Annotated in this window: 22 protein-coding genes; 10 read left to right on the plus strand and 12 right to left on the minus strand. The window is 64.9% G+C overall.

Annotated features, from left to right (window positions below):
* Positions 1 to 9: 9 nt before the first annotated feature.
* From C8N35_RS10755 to C8N35_RS10770, 4 genes are all read right to left on the minus strand, one after another.
* Entirely contained in the window at positions 10 to 564 is a 555-nt protein-coding gene (locus tag C8N35_RS10755; protein ID WP_107989702.1) for an isochorismatase family protein, read from the minus strand.
* A gap of 149 nt (positions 565 to 713) precedes the next feature.
* Complete coding sequence (locus C8N35_RS10760; protein WP_107989703.1) at positions 714 to 1,640, minus strand: prephenate/arogenate dehydrogenase family protein; 927 nt, start codon at positions 1,638 to 1,640, stop codon at positions 714 to 716.
* Between the two features lie 598 nt (positions 1,641 to 2,238).
* Entirely contained in the window at positions 2,239 to 3,390 is a 1,152-nt protein-coding gene (hisC, locus tag C8N35_RS10765) for a histidinol-phosphate transaminase (RefSeq protein WP_107989704.1), read from the minus strand.
* An 86-nt stretch (positions 3,391 to 3,476) separates the two neighbouring features.
* Positions 3,477 to 4,385, minus strand: coding sequence for a chorismate mutase (locus tag C8N35_RS10770; protein WP_107989705.1), 909 nt, complete (start codon positions 4,383 to 4,385; stop codon positions 3,477 to 3,479).
* A gap of 298 nt (positions 4,386 to 4,683) precedes the next feature.
* Here C8N35_RS10770 and metX point away from each other — a divergent pair, with 298 nt between their 5' ends.
* Both metX and metW read left to right on the plus strand, forming a co-directional pair.
* Positions 4,684 to 5,901 carry a homoserine O-acetyltransferase MetX gene (gene metX / locus C8N35_RS10775; RefSeq protein WP_107989706.1) on the plus strand — a complete coding sequence of 406 codons (1,218 nt, stop codon included), beginning with the start codon at positions 4,684 to 4,686 and terminating at the stop codon, positions 5,899 to 5,901.
* Entirely contained in the window at positions 5,901 to 6,521 is a 621-nt protein-coding gene (gene metW, locus C8N35_RS10780) for a methionine biosynthesis protein MetW (RefSeq protein WP_107989707.1), read from the plus strand. Before metX ends, metW begins: the two co-directional genes overlap by 1 nt.
* A 262-nt stretch (positions 6,522 to 6,783) precedes the next feature.
* Here metW and C8N35_RS10785 read toward each other — a convergent pair whose 3' ends face one another.
* On the minus strand, positions 6,784 to 8,364 hold the full coding sequence (locus C8N35_RS10785) for an OpgD/OpgG family glucan biosynthesis protein (protein ID WP_107989708.1): 1,581 nt from the start codon (positions 8,362 to 8,364) through the stop codon (positions 6,784 to 6,786).
* A gap of 387 nt (positions 8,365 to 8,751) precedes the next feature.
* Between C8N35_RS10785 and C8N35_RS10790 the strand changes: the two genes are divergently transcribed.
* Positions 8,752 to 9,972 (plus strand): argininosuccinate synthase, encoded by a 1,221-nt coding sequence (locus C8N35_RS10790; RefSeq protein ID WP_107989709.1) that lies wholly within the window; start codon positions 8,752 to 8,754, stop codon positions 9,970 to 9,972.
* Positions 9,973 to 10,215: 243 nt separating this feature from the next.
* Here the strand turns inward: C8N35_RS10790 and C8N35_RS10795 are convergent, their stop codons facing one another.
* On the minus strand, positions 10,216 to 10,977 hold the full coding sequence (locus tag C8N35_RS10795; protein WP_107989967.1) for a class I SAM-dependent methyltransferase: 762 nt from the start codon (positions 10,975 to 10,977) through the stop codon (positions 10,216 to 10,218).
* Between the two features lie 311 nt (positions 10,978 to 11,288).
* On the opposite strand from C8N35_RS10795, the gene gloB reads away from it, so the two are divergent.
* Together gloB and C8N35_RS10805 are read left to right on the plus strand one after the other, a co-directional pair.
* Positions 11,289 to 12,062: a hydroxyacylglutathione hydrolase gene (gene gloB, locus C8N35_RS10800; protein WP_107989710.1), complete on the plus strand. Its 774-nt coding sequence runs from the start codon at positions 11,289 to 11,291 to the stop codon at positions 12,060 to 12,062.
* 63 nt (positions 12,063 to 12,125) lie between these two features.
* Positions 12,126 to 12,563: a cupin domain-containing protein gene (locus tag C8N35_RS10805; protein ID WP_107989711.1), complete on the plus strand. Its 438-nt coding sequence runs from the start codon at positions 12,126 to 12,128 to the stop codon at positions 12,561 to 12,563.
* 205 nt (positions 12,564 to 12,768) lie between these two features.
* Here C8N35_RS10805 and C8N35_RS10810 read toward each other — a convergent pair whose 3' ends face one another.
* The 3 genes from C8N35_RS10810 to C8N35_RS10820 all read right to left on the minus strand — a co-directional run bounded on the left by C8N35_RS10810 (position 12,769) and on the right by C8N35_RS10820 (position 17,643).
* Complete coding sequence (locus C8N35_RS10810) at positions 12,769 to 13,485, minus strand: LolA family protein (RefSeq protein ID WP_210203488.1); 717 nt, start codon at positions 13,483 to 13,485, stop codon at positions 12,769 to 12,771.
* A 234-nt stretch (positions 13,486 to 13,719) separates the two neighbouring features.
* The gene (locus C8N35_RS10815) at positions 13,720 to 16,389 is read right to left on the minus strand and encodes a DNA translocase FtsK (protein ID WP_107989712.1); all 2,670 of its coding nucleotides are present in this window, start codon (positions 16,387 to 16,389) and stop codon (positions 13,720 to 13,722) included.
* 3 nt (positions 16,390 to 16,392) lie between these two features.
* Positions 16,393 to 17,643 (minus strand): aminotransferase class I/II-fold pyridoxal phosphate-dependent enzyme, encoded by a 1,251-nt coding sequence (locus tag C8N35_RS10820; protein WP_107989713.1) that lies wholly within the window; start codon positions 17,641 to 17,643, stop codon positions 16,393 to 16,395.
* Between the two features lie 162 nt (positions 17,644 to 17,805).
* On the opposite strand from C8N35_RS10820, the gene C8N35_RS10825 reads away from it, so the two are divergent.
* Positions 17,806 to 18,234 carry a hypothetical protein gene (locus C8N35_RS10825; RefSeq protein ID WP_107989714.1) on the plus strand — a complete coding sequence of 143 codons (429 nt, stop codon included), beginning with the start codon at positions 17,806 to 17,808 and terminating at the stop codon, positions 18,232 to 18,234.
* 34 nt (positions 18,235 to 18,268) lie between these two features.
* Positions 18,269 to 18,841, plus strand: a complete 573-nt coding sequence (locus tag C8N35_RS23640) for a hypothetical protein (protein WP_146177379.1) — start codon at positions 18,269 to 18,271, stop codon at positions 18,839 to 18,841.
* Here C8N35_RS23640 and C8N35_RS10830 read toward each other — a convergent pair.
* The 3 genes from C8N35_RS10830 to C8N35_RS10845 all read right to left on the minus strand — a co-directional run bounded on the left by C8N35_RS10830 (position 18,838) and on the right by C8N35_RS10845 (position 20,317).
* Positions 18,838 to 18,966: a DUF1674 domain-containing protein gene (locus tag C8N35_RS10830; protein WP_107989715.1), complete on the minus strand. Its 129-nt coding sequence runs from the start codon at positions 18,964 to 18,966 to the stop codon at positions 18,838 to 18,840. The two genes, C8N35_RS23640 and C8N35_RS10830, sit on opposite strands and share 4 nt — an antisense overlap.
* 119 nt (positions 18,967 to 19,085) lie before the next feature.
* Positions 19,086 to 19,874 carry an Lcl C-terminal domain-containing protein gene (locus tag C8N35_RS24210; protein WP_210203489.1) on the minus strand — a complete coding sequence of 263 codons (789 nt, stop codon included), beginning with the start codon at positions 19,872 to 19,874 and terminating at the stop codon, positions 19,086 to 19,088.
* 176 nt (positions 19,875 to 20,050) lie between these two features.
* Positions 20,051 to 20,317 carry a DUF1674 domain-containing protein gene (locus C8N35_RS10845; RefSeq protein ID WP_107989718.1) on the minus strand — a complete coding sequence of 89 codons (267 nt, stop codon included), beginning with the start codon at positions 20,315 to 20,317 and terminating at the stop codon, positions 20,051 to 20,053.
* 170 nt (positions 20,318 to 20,487) lie between these two features.
* On the opposite strand from C8N35_RS10845, the gene htpX reads away from it, so the two are divergent.
* From htpX to C8N35_RS10860, 3 genes are all read left to right on the plus strand, one after another.
* On the plus strand, positions 20,488 to 21,480 hold the full coding sequence (htpX, locus tag C8N35_RS10850; RefSeq protein ID WP_107989719.1) for a zinc metalloprotease HtpX: 993 nt from the start codon (positions 20,488 to 20,490) through the stop codon (positions 21,478 to 21,480).
* Positions 21,481 to 21,777: 297 nt separating this feature from the next.
* Complete coding sequence (locus C8N35_RS10855; RefSeq protein WP_107989969.1) at positions 21,778 to 23,100, plus strand: RsmB/NOP family class I SAM-dependent RNA methyltransferase; 1,323 nt, start codon at positions 21,778 to 21,780, stop codon at positions 23,098 to 23,100.
* A gap of 454 nt (positions 23,101 to 23,554) precedes the next feature.
* Entirely contained in the window at positions 23,555 to 25,309 is a 1,755-nt protein-coding gene (locus tag C8N35_RS10860) for a heparinase II/III family protein (protein WP_107989720.1), read from the plus strand.
* The last annotated feature ends 60 nt before the right edge of the window (positions 25,310 to 25,369 follow it).

Raw genomic sequence — 25,369 nt, forward strand, 5'->3', positions numbered from 1 at the left:
CGGCCGGCGTCACGCGCCAAGAAGCGCCAGCAGGGCGTCCGTGGTGCCCGTCTCGCCCAGGCGCGGGAAGATGTTCTTCAGCGAATTCTCGTGCGCGTCTGCCTTCATGTCGCTCATCGCATCGGTGACGAGCAACACGTTGAAGCCGGCCTCATAGGCTTGTCGCGCGGTCGATTCCACACCGATGGAGGTCGAGATGCCGGCCAGCACGATGTGGGTGACGCCCCGCTGCTTCAGCCAGGCATCGATGCCGGTCGTCGCGAATGCGCCCCAGCTCTTCTTGGTGAAGAGCGGCTCTTCGGGCCGGCGGGCGAGTTCGGCGACGAGGTCGGCCCAGTCCGCCGGCCTTTCGCCGCCGGGCATGGCCTGCTCGGTGCGGCCCGGCGCGCCGCCGGCGACATTGACGAAGACCACCGGTCGGCCGGCCTCGCGGAAGGCGTCGGCAAGCCGCACCGATTTCGCGACGATGTCGGCTGCCGGATGAACGGTCGGCAGGGCGACGATGCCCTTCTGCAGGTCGATGAGAACGAGGGCAGTCTTGTCGTCGAGGGTGGTGAAGGGCATGGAGGGAACCTCTCGTTGCGTCGTTGTCGGACATGGCGCGGCGGGCTTGCGCACCGCCGGCCCCTGCATCGCTTCCCCCCGCAGCGGCGCGGCTCGGCGGCGTTCGCCGGCCACGGGGCCCGCCGAACGCCGCAAACCGCAACCGGGCGCTACTCGCCCGGTTCCTTGACGTGGCGGCCGAAGTCGGGCGCAGGCGTTTCCTGGCCGGCCTCGATGATGTTGCGCCGGATATAGCGCGTGCGCTCGAACGCCTTGTAGAGCGCCTCGCCGTCGCCCCAGCGCACGGCGCGCTGGAGGGCGGCGAGTTCCTCGGAGAAGCGGCCGAGCATTTCCAGCACCGCGTCCTTGTTGTTGAGGAACACGTCGCGCCACATGGTTGGGTCGGAAGCGGCCAGACGCGTGGAATCGCGGAAACCGCCGGCGGAGAACTTGATCACCTCCGACTGCGTCACCGTTTCCAGATCGTGGGCGGTCCCCACCAGATTGTAGGCGATGAGGTGCGGCAGGTGCGAGGTGATGGCGAGCACCCGGTCATGGCGCACCGGGTCCATCTCTTCCACGTTGGAGCCGAGCGCGGTCCAGAACGCGGCAAGGCGGGCGATGGCGTCGGCGTCGCTGCCCTCGACCGGCGTGATGAGGCACCAGCGGTTTTCGAACAGCTCCGCAAAGCCCGCGTCGGGGCCCGAATGCTCGGTACCGGCGATCGGGTGGGCGGGCACGAAATGCACGCCTTGCGGGATGTGCGGGGACATCGACCTGACGACCGCCTCCTTGACCGAACCGACGTCGGAGACGATGGCACCGGGAGCGAGGCAGGGCGCGATCCATTTGGCGACCGGTCCGCACGCGCCGACCGGCACGCACAGGATGACCAGATCCGCCCCTTCCGCCGCCTCTGCCGCATCGAGATAATATCGGTCGCCGAGCCCCAGCTCGCGGGCGCGGTCAAGCGTCGCTTCGGAGCGCGTGGAGATGACGATCTCCTCCGCCAGCTCCTTGCGGCGCGCCGCCAGGGCAATCGAGGAACCGATCAGGCCGATGCCGATCAGGGTAAGGCGTTTGAAGGGCGGTTTCATTGGTCCATTCGTTCGTGTTGGTGAAAATGCCTGCCCGATTGCAGGCGCGAGGAGGCTCTTACCCGGCATGGCGCGTCGTGGCTAGGGCAAGTTGCGCGGGAAGGGGCAGGAAGGGGCCGGAAGGGGAAGGCCGGGAAGGAAAATGGAGCGCCTGCGGCGCACCTGTTGTGCTGGATTCCGGGTCTGGCCATGCGGCTTTCGCCGCGGACCGCCCGGAATGAGGGAGTATGTGGAGAGCTTCAAGCCAACCCCATGCTCCTCATTCCGGACAAGTGAGGCGAAAGCCGAGCGCTGATCCGGAACCCAGCGCAACAAGCGCGCCGCAGGCGCTCGTCAGCCCTTCGCCGCTTTCTTCACACCCTCAGCCCGCGAAGAAGTCCTTCAGCGCGGCGATCACCCTCATTCCGGGCGGTGTCGCAGGCTCACGCAAAATGACGGTATTGGTTCCGAGAATCTGGCTCCACGCACCCTTCTCCCCCCTTGAGGGGGAGATGTCGGCCGCAGGTCGACAGAGGGGGGTAAGGCGGCAGGTTCGGAACAAGCGGCTCTCCCCCACAAGGGGGGGAGGGGAGCAAGCGGCTGGTCGCGCGGACCGGCCTCAGCCCGCGAAGAAGTCCTTCAGCGCGGCGATCACCGCGTGGTTGGCCTCTTTGGTGCCGATGGTCATGCGCAGTGCGTTCGGCAGGCCGTAATTGTCGACCCGGCGCAGCACGCAGCCGCGTTCCAGCAGGAAGGCGTCCGCATCGGCCGCCCGCTTGCCCGGCACGTCGGGGAAGTGGATCAGGATGAAGTTGCACACGCTCGGCGTCACCGTCAGCCCGAGTGCCTCCATCTCCTTCGTCACCCACGGCAGCCAGCGCTCGTTGTGGGCGATGGCGCTGTCGAGGAAGTCACGGTCCTCCGCGGCCGCCACGCCGGCGGCGATGGCCGCGGCGGAGACGTTGAACGGCCCGCGGATGCGGTTCATGACGTCGATGATGCCTTCCGGTCCGTAGCACCAGCCGATGCGCAGCGCGGCCAGGCCGTAGACCTTGGAGAAGGTGCGCGCCATCACCACGTTCTCGCTCTCCGTCACCAGCTCGATGCCGGCGGCGTAGTCGTTGCGGCGGCAATATTCGGCATAGGCCGCATCGAGCACCAGCACCACGTTGCCCGGAAGACCGGCATGCAGGCGGCGGATCTCGTCGAACGGCAGATAGGTCCCGGTCGGGTTGCTCGGATTGGCGAGGAAGACGAGCTTCGTGCGCTCGTTCACCGCGGCGAGGATGGCGTCGACATCCACGGTGAGGTTCTTTTCCGGCACGACGACAGGCGTCGCCCCGCAGGCCTTGATGGCGATCGGATAGACCAGAAAGCCGTGCTCGGGATAGATCGCCTCGTCGCCGTCGGCGAGATAGGCGCGCGCCAGCATGTTCAGGATCTCGTCGGAGCCGGCGCCGCAGACGATGCGGTCGGGATCGATGCCGTGCATGCGGCCGAGCGTCTCGCGTAGCGCCGAGGCCGTCCCGTCGGGATAGAGCTCCAGGTGGCCTGCCTCGCGGGTATAGGCCGCGATCGCGTTCGGGCTCGCGCCGAGCGGGGTCTCGTTGGAGGAGAGCTTGAAGGTCTGGCCCGTGCCGGTGCCCTTGTGCTTGCCGGGCACGTAGGCGGCGATGTCGAGGACGCCCGGACGCGGCGTCGGGCGAAGGGGGGCGGCTTCGGCCTGATCGGCCGGATCCGCCTGAGCGGAAAGGGTATCGGAACTCGTCATTTTAACGTCTTGCTCCCGATGGCACCGCCTGTCGCGGGCCGGACCGGTCAGTCCGGGTGTGAAACGCCGGATCCGCCGGATCTGTGTCAGAAATCGTCGTCATCGCTGTCGTCGAGATCAATCGCGGCCGCATAGCCGCCGACCTCGCGCAACGGGCCGGGCTCGGCGCCCGCGTCTTGGAGAATGGCGGCGATGGCATCGATGGTCACGTCGCCGGGCACCGCGATGAGCGCATCGGTGCCCTCGCTGGTATGTCGCGCCAGGATCTCGATGCCGGCCTGGGCAAGCGCGTTGTCGGGCCGCTTGCCAGCCATCCATGTCACGCAATAGACGCTGATGTCGGGATCGCCGGGCTCGCTCACCGGCGGGGAGAGCACGAGCGCGGGCATGTCGGCCGGCCGGCCTGTCTCCAGCAGGAAGGGCAGGCGGGCGAGAATGTGCGGGCCGCTTCCCCCGAGCGCGCGCCACCACGGCGTTTCGGCGGCGCGGGTGAGCGCGATCACGCCGAGATCGGTGGTGGAGGCGGCAACGGCGGCGACCACCGCGTCCGGGTCTTCCTCGGTGACGAGATCGAGCGCGAAGCCGAAATAGAAGCGCGCCGCGTCGCGCATGTCGATCGCGTCCGCGCTGCCATCCAGATGCACCACATAGTCGGCCTGGAGCCGCGTGAAGGTGGAGATGATCTCACGCCAGATGTGCTCAACGGTGACCATCGGCAGCGAGCCCTCGTGCCGTTCCACCAGCCGGCGCATCATGTCGGCCTCGCGCAAGGGGCGGAAGGCGGCGCCGGTGGGGGCATCGGAGGGAGAATCGGGGCCGGCGCTCTGCGTGCCCCCGGAATTCTGCGTGCCCTTGGCCTCGACCAGCGCGTCGATGATGTTCGAGCGCTCGATCAGCAGGCCGTGCATCTGCTCGTCGATCTGGTCGATGCGGGAGCGAAGTTCGGCGAGCCTGTCTGTATCGGAGGTCGGCGCGGCGGGCGACGAAGGGGGCATGGAGCGTTCCGGTCGAATTGTCGAGAGTTGCGTTTTCGTGCCGGCGTGCGCGTGTGCGCGATCAGCGACCCGTCGGGGAGCTCGGCGCCGGAGGATCCTTCATAGGCAAGCGCGCCTGCGAAATCAAAAGGAAAACGGCGGGGCCTTGCCGAAGGGACGCGGCGGGGGAGACGGCGGGCGAGGCGATTGTATTGACAGTTCGCCACGCGCCATCCTACGTAAGCGACCGCCCTTTCTGTCAGAGGGGCTTTCAAGGCGAGCGCCTCTGATCCACTCGCAACGCGGGATCCGGACAAGAATGACATCGCAAGACGGCGACGCCCTAACCGACGCGGCAAGGCTGCGCGAGGCGGATGAGCCGTCGAGCCCGGTCATCCGCTTCGGCAAGGACAAACCGCTCCGGCTCGATGCCGGCGTCGACCTCGCCCCCTGGCAGATCGCCTACCAGACCTATGGCACGCTGAACGAGGACAGGTCCAACGCCATCCTCGTATGTCACGCGCTGACGGGTGACCAGTACGTCGCCTCCACCAACCCGCTGACCGGCAAGCCGGGCTGGTGGTCGATGATGGTCGGCCCCGGCCGGCCGATCGACACCGACCGCTTCTTCGTCATCTGCGCCAACGTGCTGGGCGGCTGCATGGGTACCACGGGGCCCGCCTCCACAAATCCCGAAACGGGCAAGCCCTATGCGCTCGACATGCCGCTCGTCACCATCCGCGACATGGTGCGTTCGCAGGCCATGCTGATCGACGAACTGGGCATCGACACGCTGTTTGCGGTTGTCGGCGGCTCCATGGGCGGCATGCAGGTGCTGCAATGGGCGGCGAGCTATCCCGACCGGCTGTTCTCCGCGGCGGTGCTGTGCTCCGGTGCGCGCCATTCCTCGCAGAACATCGCCTTTCACGAGGTCGGCCGTCAGGCGGTGATGGCCGATCCCGACTGGTGCCACGGCAAGTATCTGGAATATGACGTGCGCCCCGCCAAGGGCCTTGCGGTGGCGCGCATGGCGGCGCATGTCACCTACATGTCGGACCAGTCGCTGCACAGGAAGTTCGGCCGCTCGCTGCAGGATCGTGAGCACGTCACCTTCGGCTTCGACGCCGATTTCCAGATCGAGAGCTACCTGCGCCACCAGGGCATGAGTTTCGTCGATCGCTTCGACGCCAATTCCTATCTCTATGTCACCCGCGCGATGGACTATTTCGATCTGGCGGCGGATTACGGCGGGGTGCTGGCGCATGCCTTCAAGGGCTCGAAGACGCGCTTCTGTATCGCCTCGGTGACGAGCGACTGGCTGTTTCCGACCTCCGAAAGCCGGGCGGTGGTGCATGCGCTGAATGCTGCCGCCGGCAACGTCTCCTTCGTGGAGATAGACAGCCCGCGCGGCCATGACGCCTTCCTCCTGAACGAGCCGGAGCTTTTCACCATGGTGCGCGGTTTCCTGACCGGTGGCGCGCGTTCGCGCGGCATCCTGCCGCCCGCGCTCGCCGACGACTGGGAGGCGCATTCCTGATGTCGGACGCCCCCATGACGGAAACCCGCATTGACCACCGGGTGATTGCGGAACTGGTGGAACCCAATTCGCGCGTTCTCGATGTCGGCTGCGGCAATGGCGAGTTGCTGGAGATCCTTGCCACGAGCAAGGGCGCGGATGCGCGCGGCATCGAGATCTCGCAGGTCGGCGTGAATTCCTGCGTGGCGCGCGGCCTGTCGGTGATCCAGGGCGACGCCGACGAGGACCTTTCCGCCTATCCCGACAGTGCCTTCGATTATGTGGTGCTGAGCCAGACGCTTCAGGCGACCTGGGATCCCAAGGAGGTGGTGCGCCAGCTCCTCAGGATCGGCAGCCACGTGATCGTCTCCATTCCGAATTTCGGCTATTGGCAGAACCGGCTTCACCTGCTGTTCAAGGGGCACATGCCGGTCACCGACTACCTGCCGCATTCCTGGTACGACACGCCGAACATCCACTTCTGCACGATCCGCGATTTCGTCGACCTGACGAAGGAGCTGGGCTGCACGGTGGAAAAGGCCGTGGCGCTCAACGGCAACGGCCAGCGCATTCCCATCCAGGCGCCGTGGTGGCTGTGGAACCTGTTCGGCGAACAGGCCGTGTTCCTGCTGAAACGGTAGGGACGGGGAAAAGGAGCGGCCTTTCAGGCCGCGCTTCTTGCGCTGGATTCCGGGTCTGGCCAAGCCGCTTCCGCGGCAGACCGCCCTGAATGAGGGGCAAGGGGCCAGAATGAGGGGCAAGGGGTCGGAATGAGGAGTGTGGAGTTGGCTTGACGCCGACCACACACGCCCTCATTCCGGACAAGCGAGGCGAAGCCGAGCGCTGATCCGCAATCCAGATATCAGCGCGGCAAAGCCGCTCCGTGCTCTCTGATCCGCCCGGCTACTTCCTCGCCACCATGTCGTGCGAGAGCTGGCCGAGCCACGTCTCGCTCAGCACGTCGTCGCCGTGCTTCAGGTAGACGCGCGCCTCCACCGGATCTTCGATCGGCGTCTTGGCGTCGAAGATGACGCGCCAGCGGTCGGTGCCGACGACTGGAAGCACATAGGGCTCGATCGGTTTGCCGCTGGAAAGCTCCACGACCGGCTTCACACCCGATTTCTGCGTCAGGCCCTTGAGCGAGGGGCCCTCGAAATCGATGACGACCTTGATCTGGTCGTCGGGGCGCGGCTGGCCGGGAACACCGCCCTGGCCGACCCGGGTAGCGGCCACCCGCGCACCGCTTTCCGGCAGCGGATGAGTGTCGGACCACGTCATGCGATAGGCGAGCGAAAGCTGATCTCCGGCCGTGGGGTGCTCCTTCGGCGTCCAGTAGGCGACAATGTTGTCGAAGATCTCGTCGTCGGTCGGGATCTCGACAAGCTGGATGGAGCCGGGGCCGAACGGTCTGAGCGGGTGGATCCACACGGACGGACGTTTGTTGTAGAAGACGCCGTCATCCTCGTAATCCTCGAATTTCCGGTCGCGCTGGGCGAGGCCAAAGCCCTCCACGTCCGGCACCTGGAAGGTGGAGGTCCTGACCACATGCGGATTGTTGAGCGGGCGCCAGATGCGCTCACCCGTGCCCGACAGGATGGCGAGGCCGTCCGTGTCATGCACCTCCGGGCGCCAGTCGCGTGCCGTGGAACGGTTGGTCTCGGAATACCAGTACATGGAGGTGAGCGGCGCCACGCCGAGCCGTTCGACGCCCTTTCGGAAGAACAGCCGGCTGTCGACGTCGATGATCTGGCCTTTGCCGTCCTCGTTTGTGAGTGCCATCTTGTAGGCGCCGGTGACCGAGGGCGATTGCAGCAGCGCGTAGATAATGAGCGTCTGGCCCTCATGCTCGGGCGGGGCGAGCCAGAAATCGGAAAAGCGCGGAAACTCCTCAGGCGTGGAAAGCCCGGTGTCGATGGCGAGCCCGCGTGTCGACTGGCCGTATTGCCGTGACTGGCCGTCGGTGCGGAAATAGCTGGCGCCGAGATACGAGATCCAGTCGGTCTTGAGATCGGGACGCATCACCCGGAAGCCGGCGAAGCCGATATCGTGCGGCAGCGCCTTGGCAGGGCTGTCGTCGGGCATGTCGAAGGCGTCCGGCGAATACACGATCTCGCGCGCCTGGCCGCCGGCGACCTCATACATCCGCACGGGCTCCTTGAAGTAGCGGCCCATGTGGAAGAACTGGATCGGCGCGTCCTTGCCGATGGTGATCGTCTCCGACCGCTTGAACCGGATTTTCCAGTGGGCGTCGTAGTCGATCCTTTCAAGCGTGTCGGCGGCGCGCACGGCGGGCGCCTTGTAGGGCTCGCCGGCAAGCGTGCGGGCGCGTTCGATCAGGCTGTCGAAGCTGAAGGGTTCGGGCGCGCCAAGCTTGAGCGCGGGGTCCGCCGCCTGGGCGGCGATGATGGAGCCGGCGAGGAGGGTGCCGGCGATGAGGGAGGGGGCGATGAGCGCGGGGGCAAGGCTCGTCAGGATGCGAAGCATGAAGAAGGCCTCGGGTCTGGCTGGGAGGGCGGCATGCACCAAGAAAACAAGGGGATACGAGCAGGGCGCCGGTGATAAACCTGCATCCGCTCGCGATGGCGGGGTAGGAAGACGGTTCAAAATGGCCGCAACAAGGCAGCCGCCTGGGGCGATGATACGAGGGGCGGCAGGCCCGCGAAGGCACGCCGAAGCGGTGCTATAATGCGCAAGAACGCATCCCGTTCCCCGCAAATCGTCGCGCCGGCACGGTATCCGCGCCTTTCGCGATGCTTGCGAGCGAACTGCAACCGCCCTCTTGCGCCGCCGCCACGCTTGGCTACAGTGCGGCGCGAATTTCCAGAACACGGGGCGATCCCAACGCCCCTCGCATCAGAACGGACGATTTTAATGGCGCATGGCGACATCAAGAAGGTTGTGCTGGCCTATTCGGGTGGGCTTGACACATCCATCATCCTGAAATGGCTGCAGATCGAGTATGGCTGCGAGGTGGTGACGTTCACCGCCGACCTCGGCCAGGGCGAGGAGCTGGAGCCGGCGCGCCGAAAGGCCGAGATGCTCGGCATCAAGGAAATCTACATCGATGACCTGCGCGAAGAGTTCATCTCCGATTTCGTTTATCCCATGTTCCGCGCCAATGCCGTCTATGAGGGCGTTTACCTGCTCGGCACCTCCATCGCCCGGCCGCTGATTTCCAAGCGCCTAATCGAGATCGCGCACGAAACCGGCGCCGACGCCATCGCCCACGGGGCGACCGGCAAGGGCAACGACCAGGTCCGCTTCGAGCTGTCGGCCTATGCGCTCGACCCCGACATCAAGGTGATCGCGCCGTGGCGCGACTGGACGTTCAAGTCGCGCACCGACCTCATCGAGTTCGCCGAGAAGTACCAGATCCCCGTTCCGCACGACAAGCGCGGCGAGGCACCGTTCTCGGTCGATGCGAACATGCTGCACTCGTCGTCGGAAGGGAAGGTGCTCGAGGATCCGGCCGAGGAGCCGCCCGCCTACGTCTACCAGCGCACCGTCTCTCCGATGGAGGCCCCCGACGAGGCGACGGAAATCGAGATCGGCTTTGAAAAGGGCGACGCGGTCAGCCTGAACGGCGAGAAGATGTCGCCGGCCACGCTGTTCGCCAAATTGAACGATTACGGCCGCGACAACGGCATCGGTCGTCTCGATCTGGTGGAAAACCGCTTCGTCGGCATGAAGTCGCGCGGCGTCTACGAGACGCCGGGCGGCACGATCCTGCTCACCGCCCACCGGGCGATGGAATCGATCACGCTCGATCGTGGCGCCGGCCACCTCAAGGACGATCTGATGCCGCGCTACGCGGAGCTGATCTACAACGGCTTCTGGTTCTCGCCCGAGCGCGAGATGCTTCAGGCCGCGATCGACCATAGCCAGCAGAAGGTGACGGGCACGGTCAGACTGAAGCTCTACAAGGGCAACGTGATCGTGGTGGGCCGCGCCTCGCCCTATTCGCTCTATTCGGAAGAGCTGGTCACCTTCGAAGACGACCAGGGCGCCTACGACCAGAAGGATGCCGCCGGCTTCATCAAGCTGAACGCCCTGCGTCTGCGCACGCTGGCCAAGCGCGACCGGATCAAGTAGCGCCGGATTAATTCCGGAGCGTTTCACGGTTCGACGGATGCGGATGGACTTCGGGCGCAAGCGGCATACTCCCCTCTCGCCGTTTGCGGGGGAGACGGGAGCGGGCCGCCAGGCCACGGCGCCAATCTGATTTCGTCAAACCGTAAAACGATCAAGATCGGTGAGAGGGGGCAGTCTGGCTCCCTTTCCCTTGGGAGGCTTCGCGCTGCGAGTGCTGTCCGGATGGTATCCGGCACGCCCCGCTCACATCTTGTGGCGCGAGGTGCCGGCCGTGCCTCTCGGGGGGCCATCGGAGATGAAGACCGGGCGCAGCAGCCGGGCGGCGGCTTTTTCCGGCTCTTTCGGTATGGCCTGATAGATCTGCTTTTCCGCCTCCACCACCAGCACGCCGGCAAAGGCCGGCCACAGCCGGTGGCCGATCCTCTCCCAGCCCGATGCGGAGCGCGTCAGCAGGCGCGAGCGGAAGGGCGGCACGTAGAGCGCTCCTTCCGCCGCCGTGGGCACGAAACGCGTCTGGCGCAGGAAGGCGGAGAGCTGGCCGCGCGAGAATGGCCGGCCGTAGCCGAACGGCGTCGTCTCGAACTGCGACCACAGCGAGCGCCGGTTGGGCACAACCGTCAGGAGCCGGCCACCCGGCGCCAACACGCGCCAGACCTCGCGCAGCACCGCCATCGGGTCGTTCGACAGATCAAGCGTGTGGACGAGCAGCGCCCGGTCGATGCAGGCGTCGGGCAGCGGCAGGTTGCAGTCATCGACCAGCGTCGTGCGATTGGGGCCTTCCGGCGGCCATGCCATCACCCCCTGTTGCGCCGGCATGGCGGCGACGATGCGCTCCGCCTGTCGCAGATAGGGACGCAGATAGGGCGTCGTGAAGCCCAGCGACAGCAGGCGCTTGCCCCTCAGGTCGGGCCATTGCGCCTGGATGCGCTGACCCACCAGCGTGCGCACGACCATGCCCAGCCGCTGCTCGTAGAACCGTTTCATGTCGAGCACGTCGAGATACATCGTACCCACCGGCGGAAAGAGGCTGGGATCGCGGAGCGATTCTTGCTCCGGACCATGGTGAAGCCGATTGAACCGGCTTGTGAGCTCACATGCAATCGCCGCCTCGCACGCGCAAGCGGTCGGCAGACGTCCTTCGCACATTGGCACAATCTTTGAGCCGCCCGCAGGTTCTCCGGGTGCGGCAACGGGTCCCCGCCCCCTCGACCTGCGACAAGGGGTGCCGGGCACCGTCATTTGTTGCATAGTGCCCCGTCGATGGGTTGCAACGAAAATCGCAACGCCTTTATCGCATCAAAAAAGGGAGAGCGGACATGGGCTCGCTTGAAATCCGCCAATTCATGTGTCTGGACGACAATTTCGCCGTGCTGGTACACGATCCGGAATCGGGGGCGACGCTCGCCGTCGACGTGCCGGATGCGGTGGCGGTGGCGGCCGAACTGGACAAGGCCGGCTGGAAGCTCACCCACATCCTGATCACCCACCACCACGCCGACCACACGCAGGGGCTGGGTGCGCTGAAGAAGAAGACCGGCGCCCACGTGATCGGGCCGGTGAAGTCCGCCTCCCGCTTTCCCGAGTTCGACCAGAACGTCGGCGACGGCGATACCGTGCGTTTCGGCGACTACGAGATCCGCTGCATCGCGACGCCGGGCCACACGCTCGACCAGATTTCCTACTGGCTGCCGGAGGCGGAGGTGGCGTTTACCGGCGACACGCTGTTCGCCATGGGCTGCGGGCGCATCTTCGAGGGCACGCCGGAAATGATGTGGGCCTCGATGGAAAAGCTCCTCACCACACTGCCGCCGCAGACGGCGATCTATTGCGGCCACGAATACACGCTCGCCAACGCGCGCTTCGCGGTCACCGTCGATCCGGCCAATTCCGCGCTGGCCGACCGGCTGGCCGAGGTGGAGACGCTTCGCGAGGCGGGCAAGCCGACGCTTCCCACCACCATGGCTTTGGAAATGCAGACCAACCCCTTCCTGCGGGCGGGCGACCCGGGCGTCAAGGAGGCGGTCGGGCTGGCGGGCGCATCAGCGGACGAGGTCTTTGTCGAGGTGCGGCGGCGCAAGGACACCTTCTGACATCTCTTTCGGGCAGGCGGAGGTCTTGCCCGGCCGCATCCAGCGCAACGGAGGACGAAGAGAATGCCGGACCCCTATCTTGGGCTGAGTGCTGAAGAGCTGTCGCAGCGGCTGCGCCTGGCGCCGCACCCCGAAGGCGGCTTCTTCCGCGAGACCTTCCGCGATCCGGCCGAGGTGAACGGCCGCGCGCGGTCCACCGCGATCTATTTCCTGCTGCCCGCGGGCATCGTTTCCGCCTGGCACAAGGTGGATGCGGTGGAGGTTTGGCACCACTATGCCGGCGCGCCGCTGACGCTGTCGCTGTCGACCGGCGACGGCAAGCAGGACATCACGCTTGGCCCCGACATTCTGAACGGCCAGCAGCCTCAGGCAGTTGTGCCGCAGGGCGTGTGGCAGCAGGCGGAAAGCCTCGGCACATGGACGCTTGTGGGCTGCACGGTCGCCCCCGCCTTCGAATTCTCCGGCTTCGAGATGGCACCGGACGGTTGGGAACCGGGCTGAGGCGGAGAAGGGGCGGTCGGTCCCGAGGGGCGATGCCGTTTCCCCGCGCCGCGTACCCTCCGTCGTCATCCCCCGGCTTTGTCCGGGGGATCCGCCTTCCTGCTCAGCGTGCGTTGTGGCGGGCAATGGATTGCCCGGGCTGCGCCGGGCAATGACGGTGGAGAGAACGGGATGAGTGAAACCGTGAGGCCGGTGCCGTCGCGTCCTACCGTCCGCTCTTCTGGCGCGTGTTCGCGAGGTAATCGATGACGAACATCTTGTCGTTCATCGCCACGTCCTTCTTGACGTTGTAGATGGCGACGGAGGTGTCGAGACCCTGTTCGTCGGTTACCGTCCACTGCTTCAGTTCCTGCGTCTGCGCATCGAAGATCAGCGTCAGCTTGCCCTGAACGAAGGTGCCGTCCTCGGTGATGATCACCGTGACGAGATCGGGCTCTACCGAGACCGACGTCACGTTGGCGTCGCTCGTCAGGTCGATCTTGTTCGACAGCAGAAAGCGCAGCGGCGTCTTCGACAGCGGCCAGATGTCCTGCGTCTGAAGCTTGCGGTCCTTCACCGACACCGACTTGCCGTCGGCGATGATGTCGATACGGGCCGGCGGCTTGTAGTGGAAGCGGATCTTGCCGGGACGCGACAGGTAGAACTGGCCTTCCGCCCGCTCGCCATTGGGGCCGAACTGGACGAAGTCGCCGGCCATGGTGCGGATGGAATTGAAGTAGGTGTTGATCTGCTCAAGCGTGGCGCGCTGCTTGTCGGTGAGCGCGTTGGCCGCATCGGCGGGCGTGCCGGAAAGCCCGATCATCGCGGCCGTCACCGCTGCCGCGATCAGGGCGAGGCCCGATCTGCGCGTAATCCCGCCCGTCTTGTCCCGCAAAGCCGGTTGACGTTGCGAAAGAAGGGTTCGCGGTGACCGGAATGCCATGAGTGTTTTCTCCATTTACGCCGTTGGCGGGTGCGCGCCCGGGAATGGCCGCTATCAATCGCCTGTGGCGAATCTGCGGCGCCGGCGCGCGATTGTGCCGTGCCGGCGCCCACCTGTCGCGTGCAAACGATGCCGCGCGGCATCGGGTTCCAGTCGCGGCGGGAAGATGGACGAAGGCTGGCACCGCAACGGTATCCGGCTGCGCTTCATCGCCCTCTCGCCCGCTTCTTCCCCTCAGATCTCCTCTTCGCCCGGCACCAGCACCTCACGCTTGCCGGCATGGTTGGCGCCGCTGATCACGCCTTCCTGCTCCATCCGCTCGATCAGCGAGGCGGCGCGGTTGTAGCCGATCGACAGACGCCGCTGGATGTAGCTGGTGGACGCCTTCTTGTCGCGAATGACGATGGCGACCGCCTTGTCGTAGAGGTCGTTGCCCTCGTCGCCGGAACCGCCGGACAGCATGTCGTAGCCACCATCGCCCTCGTCGGTGTCTTCGGTGATGTTATCGAGGTATTGCGGCGTGCCCTGCAGCTTCAGGTGGGCGACGATCTCCTCCACCTCGCCGTCGGAAACGAACGGTCCGTGGACGCGCTGGATGCGCCCGCCGCCGGCCATGTAGAGCATGTCGCCCATGCCGAGCAGCTGTTCCGCGCCCTGTTCGCCCAGAATGGTGCGGCTGTCGATCTTCGACGTCACCTGGAAGGAGATGCGGGTGGGGAAGTTCGCCTTGATCGTGCCGGTGATGACGTCGACCGAGGGGCGCTGGGTGGCCATGATGATGTGGATGCCGGCGGCACGCGCCATCTGCGCCAGACGCTGGATCGCGCCCTCGATGTCCTTGCCGGCGACCATCATCAGGTCGGCCATCTCGTCGACCACGACGATGATGTAGGGCATCGGCTCCAGGTTCAGCTCTTCCTCCTCGAAGATCGCCTCGCCGGTCTCACGGTCGAAGCCGGTCTGCACCGTGCGGCGGATGACTTCGCCCTTCTTGGCGGCCTGCGCCACGCGGGTGTTGAAGCCGTCGATGTTGCGCACGCCGACCTTCGACATGTTCTTGTAGCGCTGCTCCATCTCGCGCACGGTCCATTTCAGCGCGACGACGGCCTTCTTCGGATCGGTGACGACAGGGGTCAGCAGATGCGGAATGCCGTCATAGACGGAGAGTTCCAGCATCTTCGGGTCGATCATGATCAGCTTGCACTGCTCCGGATTGAGCTTGTAGAGCAGCGACAGAATCATGGTGTTGATGGCGACCGACTTGCCCGAGCCGGTGGTGCCGGCGACCAGCAGGTGCGGCATGCGGGCAAGGTCGGCGATCACCGGCTCGCCGCCGATGGTCTTGCCGAGCGACAGCGCCAGCTTCGCCTTCGACGCCTCGTAGTCGTGCGAGGCGAGCAGCTCGCGCAGGAAAACCGTCTCGCGGCGCTGGTTCGGCAACTCGATGCCGATGGCGTTCTTGCCGGGAATGACCGCGACGCGCGCGGAGATCGCCGACATGGAGCGGGCGATATCGTCGGCAAGCCCGATGACGCGGGACGACTTGATGCCCGGCGCCGGCTCCAGCTCGTAGAGCGTGACCACGGGGCCGGGGCGCACGTGGATGATCTCGCCGCGCACGCCGAAATCCTCCAGCACGCCTTCCAGGATGCGGGCGTTCTGTTCCAGCGCATCGGTGGAGATCGTCTGGTTGCGGCCCGGCGCCTTGGGCTCGGCCAGCAGCGCCAGCGGCGGCAGTTCGTATGTCTCCGGGCCCAGGAACGAGGGCTGCGCCTCGCGCACGACGCGTTTGCCGGGCCTTGGGCGCGGGGCAGGGGCGGCGACACGCTGGTTCACGTCGGCCGCCGTCATCGTGGCGGGGCCGGCGATGCCGACGGGCGTGCGGCCCACGGGCTGCTCGTCCTCGGTATCGTCCTCGTCGTATCCGGCATCGTAGCCGTCGTCATCCTCGTCGTCGAAGGCGGCGTCGGCGCGCGCCAGCGCCTCGCTCAGGCCACCACGCGGTTCGCGCCGATCGTCATAGGCATAAACGTCAGCTTCCTCGCCCAGAAGCTTCTCGGCGAGCCATCGCCGCAGCGAGCGGCGTGGGCGGACATCCTCGTACACCTCCTCCTGAGCGGCGTAGACGTCCTCGTGCCGGGCACGGGCGTGCTGGCGCCGGCGACCGGACAGGCGCCGGAAGATCGCGCCGGCCATGTAGCCCCAATGGGCGACGTGGCCGAAGAACGTCGCGAAGCGGCCATCGCCGTCGTCTTCGTCCTCGTAGTCGTCCTCCTCATCCTCCTCGTAGAGGGGGGCGGCGACATCGGTCTCGAATTCCCTGGCACCCCGGCGCTGGTCGATCCAGCCGGAGGCGTGCAGCATCAGGATCAGCGCGGGCACGCCGAAGCCGAAAGCGCCGATGAGGCCGACGAGCCCTTCCGGCACGAGGCCGGCAAAGGCGCGGGGAATGGTGTTGAGAAGATCGCCGAAGACGCCGCCGAGCCCGGTCGGCAGCGGCCAGGTGGAGGGCACGGGCAGCGAGGCGAGCGCGCCTGCGGCGCACAACGTTCCCAGGAACCAGGTCAGGATGCGGCGACGACGGATGCCGAGGCTCTTGCCGGCCACCAGCCGCCAGCCCCACAGCACCACGGGAAACAGGAAGATGGCCGAGGACAGGCCGATCATCTGCATGACCAGATCGGCGAGGACCGCGCCGGGCGTGCCGAGCGCGTTGCGCACCGGCGCATCGGTGGCGTGCGACAGGCTCGGATCTTCCACCGACCATGTGGCGAGTGCGGCCGCGAGAGCCGCCGTTGCCGCGATCAGTATCAGCCCGCTCGCGCCCGCGATGTTGCGCTTCAGCAGCCGGCGGATCCGGTCTTCCGGTTCGACAAATCCGAGTGTGGCTCGCGTCGTTCGCATGCCCTATCCCTCTGCCGCGCCCTGAGCGCCGGTGGCGCCGGCCACAGTGCCCGCAAGTGCGGCGATGCGCACCAGCGCGCGCCGCGTCGTATCGATGTCTTCCACCATGGCGAGGCGGATGAAATTCGTGCCCGGGTTGGACCCGTCACTTTGCGTGCGGGCGAGATAGGCGCCCGGCACGACCTTGACGCCCTGTTCCAGCCAAAGACGTTTCGCCGCCTCCACACCGCCGCCGAAACGCGACACGTCGAGCCAGACAAAGAAGCCGCCCTCGGGCTTCTTGTAGCCGAAGGTTGGGCCGAGAATGGTTTCGGCCGCCTCGAACTTGGCATTGTAGAGGCGGCGGTTTTCCTCCACGTGGCGTTCATCCGAAAACGCGGCGACGGCCACGGCCTGATTGGGCATCGGCACCTGCGGCGCGGCGGAATTGCGCAACGTGGTCCACTGCGCGATGAAGTCCGCGTCGCCGGCCGCGATACCGCATCTCAGGCCCGCCAGATTGGAGCGCTTGGAGAGCGAATTGAAGGCGACGATGTTGGAAAGATCACCGCCCATGCCGCGTGCGGCCTGCAGCACGCCCGGCGGCGGGGTGTCGCGGTAGATCTCTGAATAGCATTCATCCGCAAACACATAGAAGCGGTGCTTGCGGGCGAGCCCGATCAGCTTGCACCAGTAGTCGAGCGGGGCGACCGCGCCTTGCGGGTTCGCGGGCGAGGCGAAATAGAAGGCGATGGTGCGATCGAGCAGGCCCGCGTCGAGCGCATCGAGATCGGGCAGGAAGCCGGACGCCTCGCGGGCATCGAGATAGACGGCCTCCGCCCCCGACTTCGCCGCCCCCAGCGAATAGGGGTGATAGTAGGGGTTTGGCAGCAGGATCGCCGGATTGTCCTTGGCGAGCATGTCGGCGGCGGTGAAGGCGGCATAGAACAGCCCCTCGCGCGAACCGTTGAGCGGCAGGACGTGGCGGTCGGGATCGATCAGCCCGCCAAGCCGGTAGCGCCGGTCAAGCCAGTCGGCCACGGTCTTGCGGAATTCATCGGTGCCGCGAATGGGCGGATAGCGGCGGAAATCGTCGAGATTGGCGCTGATGACCGGTCCGACGAAAGACGGCAGCGCGTGGCGCGGCTCGCCGACGGTGAGCACGATCGGGTCCTGCCCGGGCTCAAGGCCGTCGAGCAGGGTGTTGAGGCGCTGGAAGGCGGTGGCCGATTCGGGATCGGCGCGGCGCGAAGGCGCAGCCTTTGCTGGATTCATGAGTGAACCGGTACGCATGCATGTGAACGATTGACGCCAACGCTAGCGCGGGAAGGGTTAAACCTGCATTAACCAAGGAGGGGTGGATGAGAGTCAAAAAACAGTCTTGAAAAGAACAGGGTAATTTCTTAGCATTTTAACAAAATGACGTAGGAGGAGTTTATGTCAAAAATTGGTGCGGCCGCGGTGTCGGAAGAAGATACATGTGAAATAATCGAGATGGTGTCGGCAGTTCGCAAAGAGGGTGTTCAAGCAACAGATGAATTTGAAGTATTGCTTGACAATACAAATTTAAAAAAAGTGATTGAGTATTATTATCTGGTGACGGAACAATACGGTCGAGAGTTCGGGCCGTTTTTTTCTGAAGATTTTGCCAACGGGGCGCTCGCAAAAAGTTATGAGCATTTGAAGGTTCTTGTAAATTTTAGAATTCACAAGGGAAATCGTGTTGCGATGTATAAATATCTACTGAAACCGGGAATGACGGGTGCAGAAGACGATCCGATGCGAATCCTGGTGATAAATGGGAACAAGAACATAAAATTCATCAATGGGAGAGAGGTGACCATTAAGTCGAACTCGAATTCCTAAATATGGGATTGAAGTCCAATTGTAAGGCTTGTAAATGGGGGACCTGCTTGCATATATACAGTCGATTTCGGCTGCTCTTTCGGCGTTATTTGCCTTTTTAACGGTTAACAGCTGGAGGAAGCAAAAATATTACTCAGAGAGAATTTCAATTTTAAACGAGATAATGATCTCAATATATAAAATTGTAAGTTCTATTGAAGACTCAAGAGCAATTAGCTTTTCCAAAAATAATTCGGAAGCGAATAAGGACTCTCAATTGGAGGGGAGGTTCTTGATATTGGAGTCAGCGTCAAATAAAGTTTATTCAATAAATGAAATGAGGCCAATGTTATTGGCGTATTTCAAGGGCGCTAGACAAATCGGGCGTTTATATGATGAGATACAAGAAATACTGAATATATATGAAAAAATACATTATTCATTCGTTGCTCTAATAGATTTAAATAATAATAAATTGATAGATTTAGAAGAGTTGAGATATTTTAGCGATTATGATGAAATGAAAAAATATTGCTATACAACAAAATATGATAATATCGGAGAAGATATTCGGGCGCGAGAACGGGTTATTTTAGACATATGCACTAAATTGATTGATGCCCGTTAAAAATCGCTTGCAATCCCCTTCTTCTCCCCGTCGCCGTAATGCGTCGGTTCGGGGCCGCTGCGACCGTTGATTTCCTTCGCCAATTCAACCGGCCGGGCGTCCGGAACCGGCTGTTTGCTGTGCATCGCCTGAATGACCAGGTCGGGGCCGTGAGCAGAATGGCGGGTTCTGTCAATCCAACCGCCAGAGCGGCGGCTCTCGCGTATTGGGCGAACAAGAGCCCACGGCCGATCCCCGGCGGATGCTATCTCACGAGAAATACCGACAAATGGAAGCCCCGGCTGTGCATGTCGACATAGCCGTTGGTAAAATCAAAGAAATAGAACGTGTCGGGTATTGCTTCCGTCGATGTCCAGAACGCTGCTCCTTCACCAAAGTCGGAAGCCGCGACATCGGGAAAGACAGTCGTGTCGATCCAGGGGCCTTCGCATTTCTCCACGAAAAGGGTACTCAATTCTTCCCCTGTCGGAACGCGCCAACCATTCCCTTGCTTCTTTGCGTATTCCAATGCCTCATTCAGCCCAAGACCAAGCACTTCGCCTGAGCAATTCTGCTTCTCCGCGTTCCAGCGCATGCCAACCGCGCATCTTTTCCAGGTCAAGCCATGCTTCAGGTCAGTTGCCTCGTCATCATGCAGCAGAAAACGGGAATTGTTGGCCTCGACGCAGGCTCCATGAGCATAGAACGGGACAATGAAAGCTAAGAAGGCGATCAGAATTACTCGTGACTGCATTTGATTCTGTGTTCCCAGATTGGCCTGAATTGGCCTGAATTGCGGGTCAAGGATTGGCGGATAAGGATCAATCGGGACGTTTGTGTGACAGCGGGAATGATGGCGCGGCGCTGGATCTGGCAACGGATCTTCGTGCGCACGGCGCCGCCGGCCCTGCGCCTGAAGAGCCGGACGTCGATCGCCCTCATACCAAAGCGCATCGCGCCGGGCAGGGGCAAAAAGGGAGGGGTGCGGGCGCACGCGGTCGGCATCCCGCGGGGCGGAAGTACGAGCAAAATCCGTTCTTTGGCCGATGATCAAGGCCGACCGGTCGCCCTCGCCCAGATGCTCGGCAATGTCGCAGACATATCGCCCGCCGGTCCGCTTGCGGAAGGGGCCGTGCCGCCGCACCGGCTCAAGCAGAAGAACGACGAGGCCGTCAGTCCCTCAAGCGCCGCACGGCGCTTTCTTCTCTCGTCGTCTGCCGGGCGACCAGATCAGAAATCGCTCGCGATCCCCTTCTTTTCCCAGTCGCCATAGCGCGTCGGTTCGGGGCCGTTGCGGCCGTTGACTTCCTTCGCCAATTCAACCGGCCTTGCGGCCTTGCGGCGTTCCTCTGCCTCCATGAGCGCGCGCTGGGCGGCGGGCGGCAGATCCTCGAAACGGCGGCGCGGCTCCTCGGCCGGTTTCTCGTTCGCCTGACGGATCTCCGTGGCGCGGTTCGCGCTCGCGGGGCTTTCTTGTGTGCGGTCGGTCTCGGTCATCGTCTCAAACGGCTTTCCTTTGCAGGGCTTTCAGCCTATGCGAGTGCGCGCAAGTCTTGCGGTGCGGCGGATGCGTTCCCATCATATAGCGCAGGATCATGCCGGTTGCAGCCTCTGGCCACCAGGTTCTGCACGTCGGCCCACACGCAACGAAACGGAAGCCCGCAACGATGAACTACATCCGCACCGCAATGCTGCTGGCCGCCATGACGGCGCTGTTCATGGGCGTCGGTTTCCTGATCGGCGGCACCGGCGGCATGATGATCGCGTTCCTGATCGCGCTTGGCATGAATGCCTTCAGCTATTGGAACGCCGACAAGATGGTCCTGCGCATGCACAACGCGCAGGAGGTGGACGCGCGCACCGCGCCGGAACTCTACCGGATCGTGGAACGGCTGGCGAAGAATGCCGACCTGCCGATGCCCAAGGTCTACATCATCGACAGCGAGCAGCCGAACGCCTTCGCCACCGGTCGCAACCCCGAAAACGCGGCCGTTGCCGCCTCCACGGGCCTGCTCCGGATGCTGAGCCAGGACGAGGTCGCCGGCGTGATGGCGCACGAGCTGACCCACGTGAAGAACCACGACACGCTGATCATGACGATCACCGCGACCTTTGCCGGCGCGATTTCCATGCTCGGCAACTTCGCCTTCTTCTTCGGCGGCAACCGCAACAATCCCTTGGGCATTGTCGGCGTGCTGGTGGCGATGATCGTCGCCCCGATGGCCGCCATGGTGGTGCAGATGGCGATCAGCCGGACGCGCGAATACGCGGCCGACCGCGGCGGCGCGGAAATCAGCGGCAACCCGATGGCGCTCGCCTCCGCGTTGCGGAAGATCTCCGGCGGCGTCGCCCACGTGCGCAACGAGGCGGCGGAACACGCGCCCGCGACCGCGCACATGTTCATCATCAACCCGCTGTCGGGCGAAAAGATGGACAATCTCTTCTCCACCCACCCGGCAACCGAAAACCGCATTGCGGCGCTGAGGGAAATCGACCGCCAGATGGGCGGGCGCGGCGGTGTGAAGCCGATGGCGCCGGCGGGCTTTGCCGCCACGCGCCGCAATGACGAACCGCCCGCCGCCGGCGGCACGCAAGGCCCCTGGGACCGCGCGCCGGGCCGCGATGACGAAGACGACCAGCCCCGCGGCCCTTGGGGTTGACGGGGGCTGACGGCAGCAAATGACAGGCAGTGACACGGATATGAAGAATTGAGCGCCGGAAACGGCCAGACCGGCGGCGGCGACAGGCGCGGCCAGCCGGGGCAGAAGAAGACCGGTCGGGCCAATGGCGGCCCGAACCGGCTCGATAACCGCAAGGGCAACAGGCCGCACGGCGCGGGCGGCGGCAAGCGCCCGTTCGCCCAGAAGGCCGGTACAGGTACCGGTGCAGGCAAAGGCGCGAATGCCGGTTCAGCTGCCGATGCCGGGGCGCAGCGCCCGGGCGCGCGGGCCGCGAAGGTGACGCCGGGCCTGCCCGTCCGCCGGGCGGCCGTCGCGGTTCTGGGCAAGGTGGTCCACAACAACCGCATGCTGGCGAGCGAACTCGATGCGGTGAATGGCCATCCACTCTACCGCGCGCTTGCCGACAACGACCGCGCGCTGTTGCGCGCCATCCTAGGTGTTGCCCTGCGCCGTCGTGGCCAGATCTCCGATCTTGTGGAAAAGCTGCTCGATCGGCCGATCCCGGAAAAGACCGGCCGTGTGGAGGATATCCTCCATGTCGCCATCGCGCAGATCCTGTTTCTCGATGTGGCCGACCATGCCGCCGTCTCTGTGGCTGTGGACGAAGCCGGCGGCGACCGCATGGCGCGGCCCTACAAGGGGCTGGTCAATGCCGTCCTTCGCCGTCTGATCCGTGAACGCGATACGCTTCTGGCGGATCAGGATCCGGTCGCGCTCAATGCGCCGGGCTGGCTGTTTCAGCGCTGGCGCGACACCTATGGAGCCGAGACGGCGCGTGCCATCACGGCCGCCCATATGGAGGAGCCGGGGCTTGATCTGACGCTGAAGCCCGCCGAGAACGCCGCCGCATGGGCCGCGAGGCTCGGCGCGCAGGTGCTGCCCACGGGCTCGCTGCGCCTTGTCGAGGCGGGCCGGGTGGAGGAGCTGGACGGCTTTTCCGAAGGCACCTGGTGGGTGCAGGATGCCGCCGCCGCCCTGCCGGTGCGTCTGCTGGGCGATGTGGCCGGATTGAACGTCGCCGATCTGTGCGCGGCACCCGGCGGCAAGACTGCCCAGCTCGCCGCCGCCGGGGCGAAGGTGACGGCCGTCGATATCTCGAATAACCGGCTGAAGCGGGTTTCGGAGAACATGGCCCGGCTGTCGCTGGACGTGGAGATCCTCGCCGCCGATTTGGGGAAATGGGAGCCCGCCGCCCCCTTCGATGCGATCCTGCTCGATGCGCCGTGTACCGCGACGGGGACCGCGCGCCGTCACCCCGACATGCCCTGGCTGAAGCGTGAAAGCGATATCGCCACGCTGGCCGAGATACAGGGCCGTTTCCTGCGCCGCGCGCTTTCCTGGCTGAAACCCGGCGGTGTGCTCGTCTACTGCACCTGCTCGCTGGAGCCGGAAGAAGGCGAGCGCCAGATCGAGGCGCTGCTGGCGGAAGGCGCGGGCGTGGAACGCGTGCCGATCGCTTCGGGGGAAATCGCCGGGCTCGACGGGCTGGTGACGGCGTCGGGCGATCTGCGCACGCTGCCCTGCCATTGGCCGTCAGATCAGCCGCGCATGGGCGGGCTCGACGGCTTCTTCGCCTCCCGGCTCAAGCGGGTCGGGTAGGGCGCGAACCGGAGCTGGGCCGAGGGGCTGTTCCTCGGCCATGGCTCGCGCCGCTCACAGCGCGCAATGTCCGGCGCGCGGCCGTCTGAGGCGGTCGCGTCAGCCGGGACGCATCGAAAACCACGCCATCACGACTTTTTATTCACGGCCGCGCATACGTGTGCGCGGGAAACGGCTATGGTTAAGTATAATTTAATGGGATGACTTCATTTTTACACAATGGCGGGAGTGGCTTCGGTTCTGTATTCCGGGCCGGTGAAGGCGGCGAACGACGCTGACCCGCGATACGGAAATGGACGGAAGAAGACCCGCCGCCTCTTTCAAGTTTTCCGGCGAGTTTTCCGGGGAGGGGCGCGGAAGGCGGAAGCGGCGCGGAACGTGTCGCCGCTTTGGCTTGTATCTGGTCGAGGGAATACCCGGTTTGGTGGAGAATGTGTCAGGAGGCGGCTCGGTGATGGCGCTCGAATCCATGTCCGATCAGGCACGGATTTGGCGGCTCGTGGCCTCGCACGCCTGGCGCGCGACACTGCGCTGGATGCATGGCGGCCCGGCTTCGGCGTTCGCGCCCTTCAACGCGGTGCCCGCACGCCTGCTGATCGCCCCGCAGGACCTGCGTACCGCCGACCCTACCATTGCCGTCGATATCTATGCCGGACGGTTCGTCTTTTCCGGTCATTTCGTCGAGGCTGGCGGCCAGTCTCCCTTCGAGGTCAATCCGCCGTCGCCCGACTGGGCCCGCGCCCTGCACGGCTTCGGCTGGCTGCGCCATCTGCGCGCCGCGGAAACCGCGATGGCGCGCTCCAACGCGCGTGCGCTCATCGATGAATGGATCCGGCTCGTCGGCCGGCGTCATGCCTATGCCTGGGAGCCCGGCGTGGTCGCCCGGCGCGTTCTGTCCTGGCTGTCGCAATCGCCGCTGCTGCTTGAAAACTGCGACCGCGACTTCTACCGCCGGTTCCTGAAATCGCTCTCCCGCCAGGTCCGTTTCCTGCGCAAGACCGTGAACGAGGCGCCCGACGGCCAGCCCCGACTTCTGGTCACGATGGCGATCGCCGCCGCCTCCATTTCCATGTCCGGGCAGGGGCGGTTCGCCCGCCTCTCCCAGAAGCGGCTTGATCAGGAACTGGCGCGCCAGATCCTTCCCGATGGCGGCCATATCTCGCGCAATCCCGGCGCGGTTCTGGAAATCCTCACCGATCTCCTGCCCATTCGCCAGGCCTTTACAAGCCAGGGCCAGCCGCCCAGCCAGGCCGTGATGGATGCGGTGGACCGGATGATGCCGATGATCCGCTTCTTCCGCATGGGCGATGGGTCGTTCGCGCATTTCAACGGCATGGGCGCGACGTCCGGCGATCTGGTCGCCACGGTGCTTGCCTATGACGACGCGCGCGGCACGCCGCCTGCCGATGCCGCCCATTCCGGCTATCAGCGGCTTGTGGCGGCGGACACGCTGATGGTGATGGATACCGGCCGCCCGCCGCCGCCGACCATCAGCCAGCTCGCCCATGCCGGCTGCCTGAGCTTCGAGATGTCGTCGGGGCGCAACAGCATCGTGGTCAATTGCGGGGTCTCGGGCAAAGGCCACGAGACCTGGCGCAAGGTGGCGCGTTCGACCGCCGCCCATTCCACGCTTGAATACAATTCCACCTCCTCGTGCCGTTTCATGGCGGGCGACCAGCTGACCCGCTGGCTGGGCTCGCTGATCGTCGCCGGTCCGACCTCGGTTCCGGTGACCCGCGAGGAGGATGACGCCGGCATTCACATCACGGCCAGCCACAACGGCTATGCGCCCCAGCGCGTGCGGCACGAACGTTCCATCCGCCTCGCGCGCGACGGATCGGTGCTGGAGGGGTGCGACAGGCTGGAGCCGGTGGGCACGCTCGCCTCGGGCGATCACGACCGCTACGTGGTGCGCTTCCATCTCCATCCCGGCATCAAGGCGAGCCTGGTGCGCGGGGGAGGGGCGGTGCTGTTGATGTGCGCCGACGGCGAGGCGTGGGAATTCACCGCGCCGGACGCCCAGGTGTCGCTGGAGGAATCGATCTATCTCTCCGACGTTCACGGCCACCGCCACACCGAGCAGATCGTCATCCACGAACGCCTGCGCCATCGCCGCGATGTCGCCTGGGTCTTCCGCCGCACGGCCACCGCCAAGCCGCAGAGGCGACGCGGGCAGGCGGACGAGGACGCGGTGGAGACGCTGATCTAGAGACTTCCTTGCGCCACCCGGAAGAGATCGCGGAGCGGCTTCGCCGCGCTTTTTGCGCTG

It is taken from the genome of Breoghania corrubedonensis (assembly GCF_003053845.1).
Taxonomy (GTDB): Bacteria; Pseudomonadota; Alphaproteobacteria; order Rhizobiales; family Stappiaceae; genus Breoghania; species Breoghania corrubedonensis.

Bases quoted from the DNA above. Each gene is read 5' to 3' on its own strand.
- C8N35_RS10755 (WP_107989702.1), bottom strand. From the start codon at position 564: ATGCCCTTCACCACCCTCGACGACAAGACTGCCCTCGTTCTCATCGAC.
- C8N35_RS10810 (WP_210203488.1), bottom strand. From the start codon at position 13,485: ATGGCATTCCGGTCACCGCGAACCCTTCTTTCGCAACGTCAACCGGCT.
- C8N35_RS10820 (WP_107989713.1), bottom strand. From the start codon at position 17,643: ATGAATCCAGCAAAGGCTGCGCCTTCGCGCCGCGCCGATCCCGAATCG.
- C8N35_RS10770 (WP_107989705.1), bottom strand. From the start codon at position 4,385: ATGCCCCCTTCGTCGCCCGCCGCGCCGACCTCCGATACAGACAGGCTC.
- C8N35_RS10795 (WP_107989967.1), bottom strand. From the start codon at position 10,977: ATGTATCTCGACGTGCTCGACATGAAACGGTTCTACGAGCAGCGGCTG.
- C8N35_RS10845 (WP_107989718.1), bottom strand. From the start codon at position 20,317: ATGACCGAGACCGACCGCACACAAGAAAGCCCCGCGAGCGCGAACCGC.
- C8N35_RS10825 (WP_107989714.1), top strand. From the start codon at position 17,806: ATGTCAAAAATTGGTGCGGCCGCGGTGTCGGAAGAAGATACATGTGAA.
- hisC (WP_107989704.1), bottom strand. From the start codon at position 3,390: ATGACGAGTTCCGATACCCTTTCCGCTCAGGCGGATCCGGCCGATCAG.
- C8N35_RS10805 (WP_107989711.1), top strand. From the start codon at position 12,126: ATGCCGGACCCCTATCTTGGGCTGAGTGCTGAAGAGCTGTCGCAGCGG.
- gloB (WP_107989710.1), top strand. From the start codon at position 11,289: ATGGGCTCGCTTGAAATCCGCCAATTCATGTGTCTGGACGACAATTTC.
- C8N35_RS10815 (WP_107989712.1), bottom strand. From the start codon at position 16,389: ATGCGAACGACGCGAGCCACACTCGGATTTGTCGAACCGGAAGACCGG.
- C8N35_RS10860 (WP_107989720.1), top strand. From the start codon at position 23,555: ATGGCGCTCGAATCCATGTCCGATCAGGCACGGATTTGGCGGCTCGTG.
- htpX (WP_107989719.1), top strand. From the start codon at position 20,488: ATGAACTACATCCGCACCGCAATGCTGCTGGCCGCCATGACGGCGCTG.
- C8N35_RS10760 (WP_107989703.1), bottom strand. From the start codon at position 1,640: ATGAAACCGCCCTTCAAACGCCTTACCCTGATCGGCATCGGCCTGATC.
- C8N35_RS10785 (WP_107989708.1), bottom strand. From the start codon at position 8,364: ATGCTTCGCATCCTGACGAGCCTTGCCCCCGCGCTCATCGCCCCCTCC.
- metX (WP_107989706.1), top strand. From the start codon at position 4,684: ATGACATCGCAAGACGGCGACGCCCTAACCGACGCGGCAAGGCTGCGC.
- C8N35_RS10790 (WP_107989709.1), top strand. From the start codon at position 8,752: ATGGCGCATGGCGACATCAAGAAGGTTGTGCTGGCCTATTCGGGTGGG.
- C8N35_RS23640 (WP_146177379.1), top strand. From the start codon at position 18,269: ATGGGGGACCTGCTTGCATATATACAGTCGATTTCGGCTGCTCTTTCG.
- metW (WP_107989707.1), top strand. From the start codon at position 5,901: ATGTCGGACGCCCCCATGACGGAAACCCGCATTGACCACCGGGTGATT.
- C8N35_RS10830 (WP_107989715.1), bottom strand. From the start codon at position 18,966: ATGCACAGCAAACAGCCGGTTCCGGACGCCCGGCCGGTTGAATTGGCG.